This is a genomic window from Quadrisphaera sp. DSM 44207, assembly GCF_900101335.1.
Lineage (GTDB): Bacteria > Actinomycetota > Actinomycetes > Actinomycetales > Quadrisphaeraceae > DSM-44207.
Genome location: NZ_FNKA01000004.1, coordinates 229,809 through 243,559, shown reverse-complemented (window position 1 = coordinate 243,559; position 13,751 = coordinate 229,809). Strand labels below are relative to the sequence as shown.

Sequence of the window (13,751 nt, the reverse complement as noted above, 5' to 3'; positions counted from 1 at the left end):
GTGGGGAGAGCATCGACCTGACCTCCTCCCAGCAGCAGGCGGCGGTGGGCTCCAGCGCGGGCGGCGAGCAGCAGGGCAGCCAGCAGCAGGGCAGCCAGCAGCAGGGCGCCCAGGGCGGCGCGGTGCAGGGGGAGGTCCGGGACGCCGGGAACGCGCCCAGCGGTGCGGCGGGCGGCGGCACCCCCAGCTGACACCCCCAGGCGCCTCAAGGAGGAGCGGACCCCCGTCGATGGACCGGGGTCCGCTCTTCTGCGTGGGAGGCCCGCGTGTCCGCTCGGTCAGCACGGCTGTCGCTGACGGCCGTCTACGGCACCACCAGCTTCGCCGTGGTCGCCGTCCTGGCGGTGCTCGTCAGCGCCTGCCTGCGCGGCGTGATCGAGGAGCGCGCCCTGCAGGACGCCCTGCGCAGCGGCCGGTTCGTCACGGAGGTCGGCCTGGAGTCGGTGCTGCTCGACGGCGCCGCCCGGGGCCGGTTGACCGTGGCGGAGGTGACCCGGGTCGACCGGGTCGTGGCGGACGGGGTCGAGGAGGGGATCCTCACGCGCGCCGAGGCCTTCGACCCCACCGGCGCCGTCCTCTACAGCGACGACCACAGCCTGATCGGCCGCGACGGGCCGCCGTCGCCGGTGGTGCGCGGGGTGCTCGAGACGGGCCTGCCGGCCTACGCCGTCGCGGACGCGAGCGAGCAGGGGGCGGGCCCCGTGGTGGCGGTCTACACGCCGCTGCAGGTGGCGGACGGCGACGTCGTGGCCGTCGTGGGGCTGCACACGCCCCACCAGCCGGTGCTGGACGGCGTGGCCGCCGACACCCGCCGGCTCGTCGGCGTGCTGCTGGGCGGCCTGCTGCTGCTGTGGGCCTCGCTGTTCCGCCTGGTCTCGGTGGCCAGCCGCCGGCTGCGCGCGCAGCTGGCGCACAACGAGCACCAGGCGCTGCACGACGCCCTGACCGGCCTGCCGAACCGGACCCTGCTGTTCGACCGCTCCGAGCGGGCGCTCGCCGCGGCGCGGCGCACCGGGGCCCCCACGGCGGTGCTGCTGCTGGACCTGGACCGGTTCAAGGAGGTCAACGACACCCTCGGGCACGGCAACGGCGACGAGCTGCTGCGCCAGGTGGCCGCGCGCTTCGTCGGCGTCCTGCGCGAGTCCGACACCCTCGCGCGCCTCGGCGGGGACGAGTTCGCCGTGCTGCTGCCCGTCGTGGACGGCGCCGCGGAGGCCGTGGCGGTGGCGCGGCGCCTCGTCGCCGTGCTGGAGGAGCCCGTGGACCTGCGGGGGCTCAACGTCTCCGTCGGCGCGAGCGTCGGCGTGGCGGTGGCCCCCGAGCACGGGGACGCCGCGGAGCTGCTGCTGCAGCGCGCGGACGTCGCGATGTACCTGGCCAAGCAGGCGCCCGACCGCGTCGCGGCGTACGACCGCGACGCGGACCACTACAGCCCCGAGCGCCTGGCCCTGCTCGGCGACGTGCGCTCCGCCCTCGAGCGCGGGGAGCTGGTGCCGCACTTCCAGCCCAAGGCCGACACGCGCACCGGCCGGGTGCACGGCATGGAGGCCCTCCTGCGCTGGGAGCACCCGCAGCACGGCACCGTCATGCCGGACGTGTTCATCCCCCTCGTCGAGCACACCGGGCTGATCGACGCGCTGACGCTGCACGTCATCGACAGCGCGCTGACGTCCTGCGCGGCGTGGGCGCAGGCCGGCCACGACCTGTCGGTGTCGGTCAACGTCTCCGTGCGCAACGTGCTGGACCGCTCCTTCCCCCAGCGCGTGGCGGCGCTGCTGCAGGGCTCGCCGGTGCCGCGCGAGCGGCTGGTGCTCGAGCTGACCGAGAGCGCGCTGATGACCGACCCGGACACCGCGCTGGAGGTGCTGACCGAGCTGAAGGCGCTCGGGGTCGCGCTGTCCGTGGACGACTACGGCACGGGCTACTCCTCGCTGGCCTACCTGCAGGGCCTGCCCGTCGACGAGCTGAAGATCGACCGCTGCTTCGTGCGCGCCCTGGCCCACCGGCGCACCGACCAGGTGATCGTGCGCTCGACCGTGGACCTCGCCAAGGACCTGGGCCTGTCGGTGGTGGCCGAGGGCGTCGAGGACGAGGACGCCTGGAACACCCTCGCCGACCTCGCCTGCGACACCGTGCAGGGGTACGTCCTCAGCCGGCCCATCCCGCCCGGGTCGGTGCTCTCCTGGCTCGACGAGCACGCCGGCGCGCCGCCGCGCCGGTTCGGGACGGCGCAGACCGCGGCGCAGACCGCGGCGCAGACCGCGGTGCACTGACGCGCCTGGAGGTGCGTCACCTCGCGAGCGCGTCGACCAGGGCCAGGGCGCAGCAGCAGCACCAGCGGCACCACGAGGGTGCCGATGCTCGTGCTGTCGACCAGCGCGAGCCCGGCGAGGGCTGCGAGCAGTACGGCGTCCACGTCCCCCTCGCCACGACCGGGTGCGCGAGCACCGCACGGCCGTGCAGGAGGATGGGCCCCAGCGGCTGCGCGCGGCGCCGCCCGGCAGGGGAGGAGCGGGATGAGCCGGCGCGGCTGGGCGCTGTTCGCGGTCATGGCGGTGGTGTGGGGCACGCCGTACCTGCTGATCCGGGTGGCCGTCACCGAGCTCGAGCCCGTGGTGCTCGTGGCGGTGCGGGCCGGGCTGGCGGCGCTGCTGCTGGCGCCGCTGGCGGTGCGGCCGGGGGCCCTGCGCGCGGTGCTCCGCTCCTGGCGGCCCGTGCTGGCGTACACGGTGCTGGAGGTCACGGGCCCGTGGCTGCTGCTCTCGCACGCCGAGGAGGAGCTGCCGAGCGCCCTGACCGGCCTGCTGGTGGCGGCCGTGCCGCTGGTGGCCGCCGTGGCCACCCGACTGGTCGGCGGCGACGACCGCCTCACCGCCGGGCGCGCGCTCGGCCTCGGGGTCGGCCTGGCCGGGGTGGCCGTGCTGCTCGGGCTCGACGTGCGCGGCGCGCAGGTCGGCGCCGCGGTCGAGGTGGGCCTGGTCGCCCTCGGCTACGGGACGGCGCCGCTGGTGGTCAGCCGCTCCCTGCGCGACGTCCCGCCGCTCGCGGTGATCACGGCCTCGCTGGTGATCACCGCGGTGGTCTACGCGCCCTTCGCCGCGGCGTCCCTGCCGGCGCGGTGGCCGAGCGGGCAGGTGGTCACCAGCGTCGTGCTGCTGACCGTGGTGTGCACCGCCGCGGCCTTCGTCGTCTTCTTCGCCCTCATCGCCGAGGTGGGGCCCAACCGCGCGCTGGTGATCACTTTCCTCAACCCGGTCGTCGCGCTGGCCCTCGGCATCGCCCTGCTCGACGAGCGCTTCACCCCGGGCATGGCGATCGGCTTCCCCCTCGTGCTGCTCGGCTGCTGGCTGGCCACGCGGCGCCCGGCCGCACCGGGCGACCCCGCCGCACCCGCGGACCCCGCCTCGCGCGAGGGCAGCGCTGCGCCGGCGGTCGACGAGGCGGCGCCGGTGGCCGCCGCCGCGGACGACTCCCCCGGGGCGGGGCCGCGGTGAGCGCTCCGGCGCAGGCCGCCCGCGGCGACGTCGTCGTCGGCCTCGTCGGCGCTCCTGGCACGCCGGCGGCGCTCGCGCGGCACCTGGCGCAAGAGCTGCCCGGCGAGCTCGGGCGCCGGCTGCCGGACGTCGAGTGGCGCGCGGTGGCCGTCGAGGACGGCCTCGTCGTCCCGCCCGCCGACGACGGCGAGCTCGTCGCGGCCGCGCGCCGGCGCCTGCTGGAGGAGGAGTGGGACCTCGCCGTCTGCCTGACCGACCTGCCGCTGCAGGTCGCGCGCCGCCCGGTCGTGGCCCACGCCAGCCCGGTGCACGGCGTCGCGGTGCTCTGCGTGCCGGCGCTCGGCGCGGTGGGCCTGCACCGGCGCGCGCGCTCGACCGTGCTGGGGCTGGTGCGCACGCTGCTGGGGGACGACGAGGAGGCGGCCGCCGCGCCGCGCTCGGCGGGGTTGGGCCGGCGCCTGCGCGAGCTGGGCGAGGACCAGGCCGGCGCCGGCGGGGACGGCGTGCGCTTCACGGCGCGGGTGCTCACCGGCAACCTGCGGCTGCTGGTCGGCATGGTGCGCGCCAACCAGCCCTGGCGCCTGGCCGCCGGGCTCTCCCGGGCGCTGGCCGCGGCCGTGGCCACGGGCGTCTTCGCGCTCGTCACCTCCGACATCTGGCGGCTCGCCGACGCGTTCGGCGCCGTGCGCCACGTGGCGGTCGGGCTCGGGGCGGTGGTCGCCGTCGCCGTCACCCTGATCGCCGGCGCCGGGCTGTGGGAGCGCGCCCGTTCCCCCCGCGCGCGCAAGCAGGTCGCGCTGTTCAACCTCGCCACCACCGGCACCGTCGTCGTCGGGGTGCTGTGCTTCTACGCCGCGCTGCTCGTCCTCGCCCTGCTGGCCGCGCTGCTGCTCGTGGTGCCCGCGCTGTTCGCCGATGCCATCGGTCACGACGTCGGCGCCGGGGACTGGGTGGAGCTGGCCTGGCTGACCAGCTCGCTGGCGACGGCGGGCGGCGCGCTCGGGGCCGGGCTGGAGAGCGACGAGGCGGTGCGCGCGGCCGCCTACGCCCACCGCGCCCGGTCGGTGGACGCCTCGCCCGACGCCGGCTGAGCCGGCACCGCTCCCGCAGCGGCGCCCGCTGCCGCGGCGTCCGCGGGGGCGCGCTGGGCGAACTGGGTGCGGTGCAGCTGCTCGTACCGCCCGCCCGCGGCCAGCAGCGCGGCGTGCGTGCCCCGCTCGACGACCCGGCCGTCCTCGACGACGAGGATGAGGTCGGCCGCGCGCACGGTGGACAGCCGGTGGGCGATGACGAGGGCCGTGCGCCCGCCCAGCGCCTCGTCGAGCGCGGCCTGCACCTGCGCCTCCGAAGTGGAGTCGAGGTGGGCGGTGGCCTCGTCGAGGATCACCACGCGCTGGCGGGCGAGCAGCAGCCGCGCGATCGTCAGCCGCTGCCGCTCCCCGCCCGAGAAGCGGTACCCGCGCTCGCCGACCACGGTGTCGAGGCCGTCCGGCAGGTCCGCGACGAGGTCGGCCAGGCGCGCGCGGGCCAGCGCGTCCCACAGCTCCGCCTCGCCCGCCTCCGGGCGCGCGAAGAGCAGGTTGGCGCGGATCGACTCGTGGAACAGGTGGCCGTCCTGGGTGACCATCCCGACGGCCTCGCGCACGGAGGCTGCCGTCAGGTGCCGCACGTCGACGCCGCCGAGGCGCACCGCGCCGCCCGTGACGTCGTACAGGCGCGGCACCAGGGAGGCGATGGTCGACTTCCCGGCGCCGGAGGAGCCGACCAGCGCGACGAGCTGGCCGGGCTCGGCGCGGAAGGAGACCCCGTGCAGCACCTCTCCGCCGCCGCGGGCGTCCAGCTGCGCGACGTCCTCGAGGGAGGCCAGCGACACCTGCTCGGCGGAGGGGTAGGCGAACCGGACGTCCTCCAGCTCCACGGACAGCGGGCCGTCGGGCGCCGGCACGGCGTCGGGCGCCTCGCGCACCAGCGGGACGAGGTCGAGCACCTCGAAGACGCGCTCGAAGCTGACGAGGGCGCTCATCACCTCCACCCGGGCGCTGGAGAGCTCCGTCAGCGGGGCGTACAGGCGCGTGATGAGCAGCGCGAGCGTGACGACGTCCCCGGCCTCGAGGGTGCCGCGCAGCGCGTAGGCCCCGCCGAGGCCGTACACCAGCGCCAGGGCGAGGGAGGAGACCAGCGTCAGGGCGGTGAAGAACGCCCACTGCACCATCGCCGTGCGCACGCCGATGTCGCGCACGCGCCGGGCCCGGGCGGCGAACTCGGCGGACTCCCGCTCCGGGCGCCCGAAGAGCTTCACGAGCGTGGCGCCGGGCGCGGAGAACCGCTCGGTCATCTGCGCGCCCATCGCGGCGTCGTGGTCCGCCGCCTCCCGCTCCAGGCGCGCCAGCCGCGCGCCCGTGCGGCGGGCCGGCAGGACGAAGACCGGCAGCAGCAGCAGGGCCAGCAGGGTGACCTGCCAGGAGATCCCCACCATCACCACGAGCGTCAGGGCGACGGCCACGAGGTTGCTGACGACGCCGGAGAGGGTGTCGCTGAAGGCCCGCTGCGCGCCGATCACGTCGTTGTTGAGCCGGCTGACCAGCGCCCCGGTGCGCGTGCGCGTGAAGAACGCGACCGGCATGCGCTGGACGTGGTCGAACACCGCCGTGCGCAGGTCGAGGATCAGGCCCTCCCCGATCGTCGACGACAGCCAGCGCACCAGCAGCCCGAGCCCCGCCTCGGCCACGGCGAGGACGGCGATCAGGACCGCCAGGCGCACCACCACGCCCAGCGCCGCGCCGCCGACGATCGCGTCGACGACCCGGCCGGCCAGCACCGGGCCCGCGACGGCGAGGACGGCCATCGCCACGCTGAGCGCGAGGAAGAGCGCGAGGCTGCGCCGGTGCGGGCGCGCGAACGCGGCCATGCGCCGCAGCGTCGCCCGCGACAGGCGGGGCCGCTCGCCCTCCGGCCCGCGACCGGCGTAGAGCGACCTCCACGCCGCCATCTCCATGCTCACGGCGGCCTCCTCCCCGACGGCCCGGCCGCACCCGCGCGGCGCCGCGCGGGTGCTCCCCGCGCGCTGCGCGCCATCCTGCACCCGCGTCCCGACAGCCCGGCGCCGCCGCGCCTACCGCGGGCGCGCGGGCGCAGCGCCCGAGGGCCCCGACCCGCCCGCCGCCGGCGGCTCCTGGCCCTGGCCGGAGGACGCGGCGCGCAGCGCGGTGCGCACGAGGTCGCGCAGCCACGCGTGGGCGGGGTCGCCGTCGTAGCGCTGGTGCCAGGCGATCCCGAGGGGCACGGGCGGCAGGTCCAGCGGCAGCGGCAGGCGCTGCAGGTCGGCCTGGCCGGCCAGCGCGGACGCGGCGGTCGAGGGGACCGCGGCGATCAGGTCGCCGGAGCGGACGAAGTGCAGCGCCGCGGAGGCGGTGGGAGCGGCGGCGACGACCCGCCGCGCCAGCCCTCGGGCCTCCAGCGCGTCGTCCACGGCGTCGCGCAGGCGACCGCGCCGGGAGACGGTGACGTGCTCGGCCGCCGCGTAGCGCTCGAGGGACAGCTCGCCGTTCGCCGCAGCGGGGTGCCCGGCGCGCAGGACGACGACGAGGTGGTCGTGCGCGACGGTCTCGTACCGGACGCCGCCGGCGGCGGAGCCGGCGTGGACCTCCAGGTCGACGCGGCCGTGGCGCAGGTCGTCGGGATCGTCGCTGGTCTCGGGCAGGAAGCGCAGCCGCACCCCCGGCGCCCGCTCGCGCACCCGGGCGAGCAGCGCCGGGCCCACGGTCGCCGTCACCGCGTCGTGCCAGCGCAGCGCGAAGGTGCGGTCCAGGGAGGCCGGGTCGAGGTCGCGGTCCGGGGAGAGCACGGCGTGCGCCTGCTGGACCAGGGCGTGCACCTGCGCCCGCACCGCCACCGCCCACGGGGTGGGGGTCATCGTGCGACCGGTGCGCACCAGGACCTCGTCGCCGGTGGCGCGCCGCAGGCGGCCGAGCGCGCGGCTCATCGCCGGTGGCGACAGGTGCAGCCGGTCGGCCGCGCCGCTGACGCTGCCCTCCTCGAGCAGCGCGTCCAGGGTCGTCAGCAGGTTCAGGTCCAGGTGCACGCGGTGCACTCCAGGAGTGCAGAACGTGCACTGGACATCATGCGTCCCGGGTCTCGACGCTGGGTCCGTGCCCCCCACCGACGCCCGCGCCGCCTCCCCGGACGCCCGCACCGCCCGCACCGCCCGCACCGCCCGCTCGGCCGCCGCGGGCGACCACGACGTCGACGAGGCGCTGCTCGCCGAGGTCGTCGCCGCCGCGGAGGCGGCCGGCGAGCGCCTGCTCGAGCGCTCTCCCGCCGCGGTGCGCCCGAGGACGCGCGAGGAGGTCGTCGCCGCCATCCGGGCCGGCGACGCCGCCTCCCTCGCCGTCCTGCGCCCGCGGCTGCAGGCGGCCCGTCCCGGCGCGGGGTGGGTCGAGGACGAGCTGGACGACGGCGCCCTGCCGGCGGGTGAGTGGTGGGTCGTCGACCCGGTCGAGGGAGCGATCAACCACGTGCACGGGCTGGGCGAGTGGGCCGTGACCGCCACCCTGGTGCGCGACGGCCAGCCGCTGCTGGCCGTGGTCCACCTGCCGCTGGCCCGAGCCGTCTGCACGGCCGTCGCCGGAGGCGGCGCGCGCCTCGACGGCGCGGTCCTGCGCACCTCGGGCAAGACCGAGCTGTCCGCGGCCCTGGTCGGCACCGGGCAGGCCAGTCCGCGCGAGAGCGCGGGCACCTTCCGGCTGATCGGCCGCTCCGTGACCGCGATGATGGCGGCCTGCGGGGTGGCGCGGGTCTCGGTGCCGCCGACGCTGCAGCTGCTCGACGTCGCCGCCGGTCGCACGGACGTGTTCTGGCAGCACAGCGCCGTGCGCTCCGGCCTGCTCGCCGGCGCCCTGCTGGTCACCGAGGCCGGCGGCACCATCAGCGACCTGCACGGGAAGGCGTGGAGCCTGGGCAGCCGCGACTTCCTCGCCACCGCGCCCGCCCTGCACTCCCAGGCCGTCGACGTCCTGTCCCCCCTCGCCTGACCGGCCCGAGCCACCGCCACCCCACTCCACGGAGCCCTCGTGCGCATCGCCGTCCTCGCCGCCACCGGAGCCACCGGTCGCCACCTGGTCACCCAGGCCCTCGCCCGCGGCCACGACGTGGTCGCGCTGGCCCGCAACCCGGACCGGCTGGACCTGCCCGCCTCCCCGCGGCTGCACCCGGTCGCCGCCGACGTCACCGACCCACCGTCGCTGACCCCGGGCCTGTCAGGCGCCGACGCCGTGGTCTCGGCGCTGGGCCGGGTCGAGGGCAGCCCCGACGACATCCTGACCACGGGGGCCAGGGCGCTGGCCGCTGCCCGCGCGAGCGGCCCGGTGCCCCGCGTGGTGTGGCTCAGCGCCTTCGGCACCGGGGGCTCCGCCCGCCCCGCCGGTCCCCTCACCCGGGCGCTGCTGCGCACCGTCCTGGGCGGGGAGGTCTCCGACAAGGCCGGCGCCGACGCGCTCCTGCTGCCACTGGGAGCCAGCGTGGTCCACGCCGGCCCCCTGACCAACGGACCGCTCAGCCCCGCGCGCACCACCGTGGCCCTGGACGACGTCCCGCGCCGGCTGCTGCCGCGCACCGTCTCCCGGGCGACCGTGGCCGCCGCGATGCTCGACGAGGCCAGGCACCCCTGCCACGCCGGTCGCGTCGCCGTCCCGCTCACCTGACCCGCGGCCCGGCGCGCGGTCAGGACACCCGCCGGGCGCGCTCGACCAGGGCCTGCACCAGCGCGGCGAGCAGGGGGGAGCCCTCGGAGCCGGCGCGGGTGACCAGCGAGACCGGGCGGGTCGGGCGCGGGTGCGCCAGGCGGCGCAGCGCCGTGCCGGGCGGGGCAGCGGTCACGGCCAGGCGGGGCACCAGCGCCAGGCCGCGGCCGGCGGCGACCAGCGCGCCCACGGCGGTCCAGTCCCCGCTGCGGTGGTGCGTGAGCGGGGTGAAGCCGGCGGCGGTGCAGGCGTCGAGCACGACGTCCTGGCACGGACCGCTCAGGCCGGTGACCCAGACCTCCTCGGCGAGGTCCGACAGCGCCACGGGCTCGTCGGCCGCGGCGGTGGCGAGGGGGTGGTCGGCGGGCAGGAGCAGGTCCAGGGGGTCGCGCAGCAGGGGACGGCGCGCGTAGCGGGCGTCGCCGCGCGCCGGCGCCCGCCGCCACTCCATCACCACCGCGGCGTCGACCTCGCCGTGGTGCAGCGCGGTGAGGGCGTCCTCGCCCTCGACCTCGTGGACGCGCACGTCGACGCCGGGGCGCTCGCGGCGCCAGTCGGCCAGGACCGGGCACAGCAGACCGCTGATGGCGGTGGCGAAGGCGCCGACGCCGAGCCGCCCGACCCCGCCGTCGGCGTGCGCGAGCAGGTCGTGGCGGGCGCGCTCGAGCTGGGCGTGGATCGCGTCGGCGTGGGCGAGCAGGATCCGCGCGGCGTCGGTGAGGACCACCCCGCGCCCGGCCCTGGCCAGCAGCGGGACGCCGGCCTCGCGGGCCAGGACGGCGATCTGCTGGGAGACCGCCGACGGGGTCAGGTGCAGGGCGGCGGCCGTGGCGACGACCGTGCCGCGGTCGGCCAGCTCGCGCAGCACCCGCAGCCGGCGCACGTCGACCGTGAAGCCGGGGCTGGACGGTTCCATCCGCACATCCTCGATGGACCTGCACGCACCGGGGCCGTCACCGTGCTGGCGTGTCCCCCGACTCCTCGCCCGACTCCTCGCCCGACTCCTCGCCCGGTGCTCGCGGCGCGGCCACCGAGCTCGTCTTCTCCTACGGCACCCTGCAGTCGCCGGCGGTGCAGGAGGCCGTCTTCGGCACCCGGGTGCCCGGCGAGCCCGACGCGGTGGCCGGCCATGCGGCGGGGCGGCTCCGCATCCTCGACCCGCGAGCGGTGGCCCTGTCCGGCAGCGACACCCACGCGGTGCTCCTGGCCTCGCCCGACCCCGCGGCACGGGTGGCGGGCACGGTGCTCGCGCTGGACGCCGGCCAGCTGGCGGCCGCCGACGAGTACGAGTCCGGTGCCTGCGTCCGCGCCGCCGTCCCGCTGGTCTCCGGTCGCACCGCGCGGGTGTACGTGCCGCGCCCGCAGTCGCCGGAGCCGCTGGTGCACCGGCGGGTGGTCGTCTCCGGCCTGGGCTCGGTGGGCGCAGGGCTGCTGCGCCTGCTCGACCAGCGCGCCGGTGACCTGCGCGAGCGGCACCGCTTGGTGCTGACCGTGGTCGGCGCGGTGGACTCCGGCGGGGCGGCCGTGGCGGCAGGGGGCCTGCCGCCGGCCGCGCTGCTCGACCTCAAGGGCCGCGGGTCCTCCGCCGCGCGGCTGCCCGGCGCCGGTCGTCCCGGCGCCGGCGTCGCCGAGGTGCTCGCCGGGCTCGGGGAGGACGTCGACCTGCTCGTGGAGGCCGGTCCGGGCGACCTCGTCCACGGCGGCGCGGGCCTGGCCGCGGCGCTCGAGGCGCGCCGGCGCGGGCTGGGCGTCGTCCTGGCGAACAAGGCCCCGCTCGTCCTCGCCTGGGAGGAGCTGGTGGGCGGCGACGGCGCGGACGGCGCGCCCGTGCGCTTCAGCGCGTGCGTCGGGGCGTCCCTGCCGACGGTCGACCTCGCCCGGCGCGTGCTGGTCTCCGCCTCGGCGCTGCGGGTGGAGGCGGTGCTGAACAGCACCTGCCAGCTGGTGCTGCGCGCGGTGGAGGAGGGCGCCGCGGTCGAGGAGGCGGTGGCCCGGGCCCAGCGGCACGGCGTCGCCGAGGCCGACCCCTCCCTGGACGTGGACGGGTGGGACACCGCGGTCAAGCTCGTCACGCTCGCCGCCGCGGCGCTCGGCCACCGCGCCGCGCTCGGCGACGTCGACGTCACCGGCATCCGCGGCGTGGACCCGGCGCAGCTGCAGGCGACGCGCCGGCGCGGCGAGGTCGTCGTCCTGCTCGGCCTCGCCGAGCGCGTCGCCGGCCCGGCGGACGGCGCGGCGGACGGCCCGGCGGACGGCCCGGCGGACGGCTGGCGGCTGTCCGTGCGCCCCACGGCGCTGCCCGAGCACCACCCGCTGGCCCGCATGGACGCGCAGGAGACCGGCGTCGTCCTGCACACCGACGTCGCGGGCCGCATCGCGGCCACGGGGCTGCACCACGACGCCACCCCGACCGCGGCCGCGGTGCTGCGCGACCTCGTCGACCTCGCCACCACGGCCCCGCGCTGAGCGCCGCGCTGTCGGTGCCCACCCCTAGCGTCCCGTCCCAGCGGTGGTCGAGGAGCCGCCGCGGTCGGGGTGAGCGGGAGGCGCTGGGGTGGAGATCGGGGCGGCGCAGCAGCTGGCGCGCGGGCTGATGGCCGAGCACGGGCTGCACGGGTGGCGGCTGGTGCTCGACCGGGCGCGCACCCGCGCGGGGGTGTGCCGGCCGGCGCGGCGCGAGATCGGCCTCAGCCGCGTGCTGACCGCGCTGCACAGCGAGGCCGAGGTCACCGACACCGTGCTGCACGAGATCGCCCACGCCCTCGTCGGCGCCCACCACGGGCACGACGCCGTCTGGCGCGCGAGGGCGCTGGCCATCGGCTGCAGCGGCGTCGCGCGCCTGCCGGCCACCGCCCCGCGCCCCGCCACCGCATGGCTCGGCACGTGCCCGCGCGGGCACACCACCGGCCGCCACCGCCGCCCGGCGCGGCCGGCGTCCTGCGCCCGCTGCTCCCGCCGCTTCGACCCGGGCGCCCTGCTCGAGTGGCGCCTGCGCGGCGAGGCGGTGCCCATGTCGCCGCGCTACCTCGCCGAGCTGGCCGCGCTGCGGGCCCTGCCCTGCCCGGCCCCCGCTCTGGCCTGAGGGCGCCTACCGTGCTGCGGTGCCGCGCACCGTCCTGCACCTCGACCTCGACGCGTTCTACGCGGCGGTCGAGCAGCGCGACAAGCCCTCGCTGCGCGGCAAGCCGGTCGTCGTGGGCGGCACGGGCGTGCGCGGCGTGGTCGCCACCGCCTCGTACGAGGCGCGGGCGTTCGGCGTGGGCTCCGCGATGGCGACGGGGGAGGCGCGGCGCCGCTGCCCGAACGCCGCCTACCTCGCCCCCCGCTTCGCCGCCTACCGCACCGCCTCCGGTGCGGTGATGGCGCTGCTGCACGAGCTGTCACCGGTGGTCGAGCCGCTCTCCCTCGACGAGGCCTACGTCGACCTGACCCCCGCGCACCCCGACCTCGACGCCGCGGCGGCCACGGCGCTGGCCGAGCGCTTCCGCGCCCAGTTGCGCGCCGCGACGGGCCTGACCGCGTCGGTCGGCGTGGGCACCTCCAAGCTCGTCGCCAAGATCGGGTCGGACCTGCGCAAGCCCGACGGCCTGACCGTGGTCGAGCCCGGCGCGGAGGCCGCGCTGCTCGCCCCGCTGCCCGTGCGGCGGCTGCCGGGCGTGGGAGCGGTGACCGGGGCCCGGCTGGCCGGGCTCGGCGTCCGCACGGTCGGCGACCTGGCGGCCGCCGACGAGCGGGAGGTCGTCGGGCTCCTCGGCCGCGCCAACGGCGCTGCCCTGCACGCCTACGCGCGCGGCGCGGACGCCCGGCCCGTCGTCGCCGAGCGCGACGCGAAGTCGGTCTCGGCGGAGGAGACCTTCGCCACCGACCTGACCGACCGGCGGCTCCTGGCCGACCAGGTGCGGCGCCTGGCCGGCCGCGTCACGGACCGCCTGCGCGCCGCCGGCGTGTGCGGGCGCACCGTGACGATCAAGGTGCGCCGCTACGACTTCACGACCCTCGGCCGCTCCGCGACGCTCGCGCAGCCGACGGACGACGCGCGCGAGGTGACCGCCACGGCCCTCGCCCTGCTCGCGGGCGTCGACGTCGCCGACGGCGTCCGCCTGCTCGGCGTGGGCGTCGCGGGCCTGACCGAGCACGTGCAGCAGGACCTCCTCGCCGACCTCCTCCCCCGCCCCGAGCCCTCGCGGCCGGCCCCGCGCGGCGCGGACGGCGAGGGCCTGCCGGACGCCGTCGGCGCGGCCGTCCTCGACGCGGCCGTCCCCGACGCAGGAGACCCCCCGGGGGAGGACTCCTCGCCAGACGCCTCGCCGGCGGGCCCCGCCTGGCGGCCCGGGCAGGACGTCGTCCACGCCGCCCTCGGAGCCGGGTGGGTGCAGGGCAGCGGGCTCGGCCGCGTCACCGTCCGCTTCGAGGGCCCGCGCACGCCCGTCGGCCCCGTGCGCACCTACCGCGCGGACGACCCGGACCTCGCGCCCGCGGACCCCCCCGCCTGGTGACCCGCCCGGGCACCGCGACATCC

At 78.2% G+C, this 13,751-nt stretch carries 12 protein-coding genes; 9 read left to right on the top strand and 3 right to left on the bottom strand.

Annotated features, from left to right (window positions below; genetic code table 11):
• The 4 genes from BLS82_RS15895 to BLS82_RS15100 all read left to right on the top strand — a co-directional run.
• On the top strand, positions 1 to 191 hold a 191-nt coding region (locus BLS82_RS15895), incomplete at its 5' end, for a hypothetical protein (protein WP_218123986.1).
• Between the two features lie 75 nt (positions 192 to 266).
• A complete protein-coding gene (locus tag BLS82_RS15110) occupies positions 267 to 2,273 on the top strand; it encodes a putative bifunctional diguanylate cyclase/phosphodiesterase (protein WP_092867482.1) in 2,007 nt (668 codons plus the stop codon).
• A gap of 243 nt (positions 2,274 to 2,516) precedes the next feature.
• A complete protein-coding gene (locus BLS82_RS15105) occupies positions 2,517 to 3,494 on the top strand; it encodes a DMT family transporter (RefSeq protein ID WP_092867480.1) in 978 nt (325 codons plus the stop codon).
• Complete coding sequence (locus BLS82_RS15100; protein WP_092867478.1) at positions 3,491 to 4,585, top strand: hypothetical protein; 1,095 nt, start codon at positions 3,491 to 3,493, stop codon at positions 4,583 to 4,585. The genes BLS82_RS15105 and BLS82_RS15100 overlap by 4 nt, the downstream gene beginning before the upstream one ends.
• On the opposite strand, the gene BLS82_RS15095 is transcribed toward BLS82_RS15100, so the two are convergent.
• Together BLS82_RS15095 and BLS82_RS15090 are read right to left on the bottom strand one after the other, a co-directional pair.
• The gene (locus BLS82_RS15095) at positions 4,537 to 6,495 is read right to left on the bottom strand and encodes an ABC transporter ATP-binding protein (protein ID WP_369811101.1); all 1,959 of its coding nucleotides are present in this window, start codon (positions 6,493 to 6,495) and stop codon (positions 4,537 to 4,539) included. The two genes, BLS82_RS15100 and BLS82_RS15095, sit on opposite strands and share 49 nt — an antisense overlap.
• 111 nt (positions 6,496 to 6,606) lie before the next feature.
• Positions 6,607 to 7,575: a LysR family transcriptional regulator gene (locus tag BLS82_RS15090; protein WP_092867560.1), complete on the bottom strand. Its 969-nt coding sequence runs from the start codon at positions 7,573 to 7,575 to the stop codon at positions 6,607 to 6,609.
• 67 nt (positions 7,576 to 7,642) lie between these two features.
• Here BLS82_RS15090 and BLS82_RS15085 point away from each other — a divergent pair, with 67 nt between their 5' ends.
• Both BLS82_RS15085 and BLS82_RS15080 read left to right on the top strand, forming a co-directional pair.
• Positions 7,643 to 8,524, top strand: coding sequence for an inositol monophosphatase family protein (locus BLS82_RS15085; RefSeq protein ID WP_218123985.1), 882 nt, complete (start codon positions 7,643 to 7,645; stop codon positions 8,522 to 8,524).
• A 39-nt stretch (positions 8,525 to 8,563) separates the two neighbouring features.
• Positions 8,564 to 9,193, top strand: coding sequence for an NAD(P)-dependent oxidoreductase (locus BLS82_RS15080; protein ID WP_092867476.1), 630 nt, complete (start codon positions 8,564 to 8,566; stop codon positions 9,191 to 9,193).
• A 19-nt stretch (positions 9,194 to 9,212) separates the two neighbouring features.
• Here BLS82_RS15080 and BLS82_RS15075 read toward each other — a convergent pair whose 3' ends face one another.
• Positions 9,213 to 10,148, bottom strand: coding sequence for a LysR substrate-binding domain-containing protein (locus BLS82_RS15075; protein WP_092867474.1), 936 nt, complete (start codon positions 10,146 to 10,148; stop codon positions 9,213 to 9,215).
• 50 nt (positions 10,149 to 10,198) lie between these two features.
• Here BLS82_RS15075 and BLS82_RS15070 point away from each other — a divergent pair, with 50 nt between their 5' ends.
• The 3 genes from BLS82_RS15070 to BLS82_RS15060 all read left to right on the top strand — a co-directional run bounded on the left by BLS82_RS15070 (position 10,199) and on the right by BLS82_RS15060 (position 13,728).
• Entirely contained in the window at positions 10,199 to 11,698 is a 1,500-nt protein-coding gene (locus BLS82_RS15070) for a gamma-glutamylcyclotransferase (protein ID WP_092867472.1), read from the top strand.
• Between the two features lie 88 nt (positions 11,699 to 11,786).
• Positions 11,787 to 12,314, top strand: coding sequence for a SprT-like domain-containing protein (locus BLS82_RS15065; protein ID WP_092867469.1), 528 nt, complete (start codon positions 11,787 to 11,789; stop codon positions 12,312 to 12,314).
• Positions 12,315 to 12,333: 19 nt separating this feature from the next.
• A complete protein-coding gene (locus tag BLS82_RS15060; protein WP_218123984.1) occupies positions 12,334 to 13,728 on the top strand; it encodes a DNA polymerase IV in 1,395 nt (464 codons plus the stop codon).
• The last annotated feature ends 23 nt before the right edge of the window (positions 13,729 to 13,751 follow it).

Coding starts and splice junctions, on each gene's coding strand:
- BLS82_RS15105 (WP_092867480.1), top strand. CDS start 2,517: ATGAGCCGGCGCGGCTGGGCGCTGTTCGCGGTCATGGCGGTGGTGTGG.
- BLS82_RS15075 (WP_092867474.1), bottom strand. CDS start 10,148: ATGGAACCGTCCAGCCCCGGCTTCACGGTCGACGTGCGCCGGCTGCGG.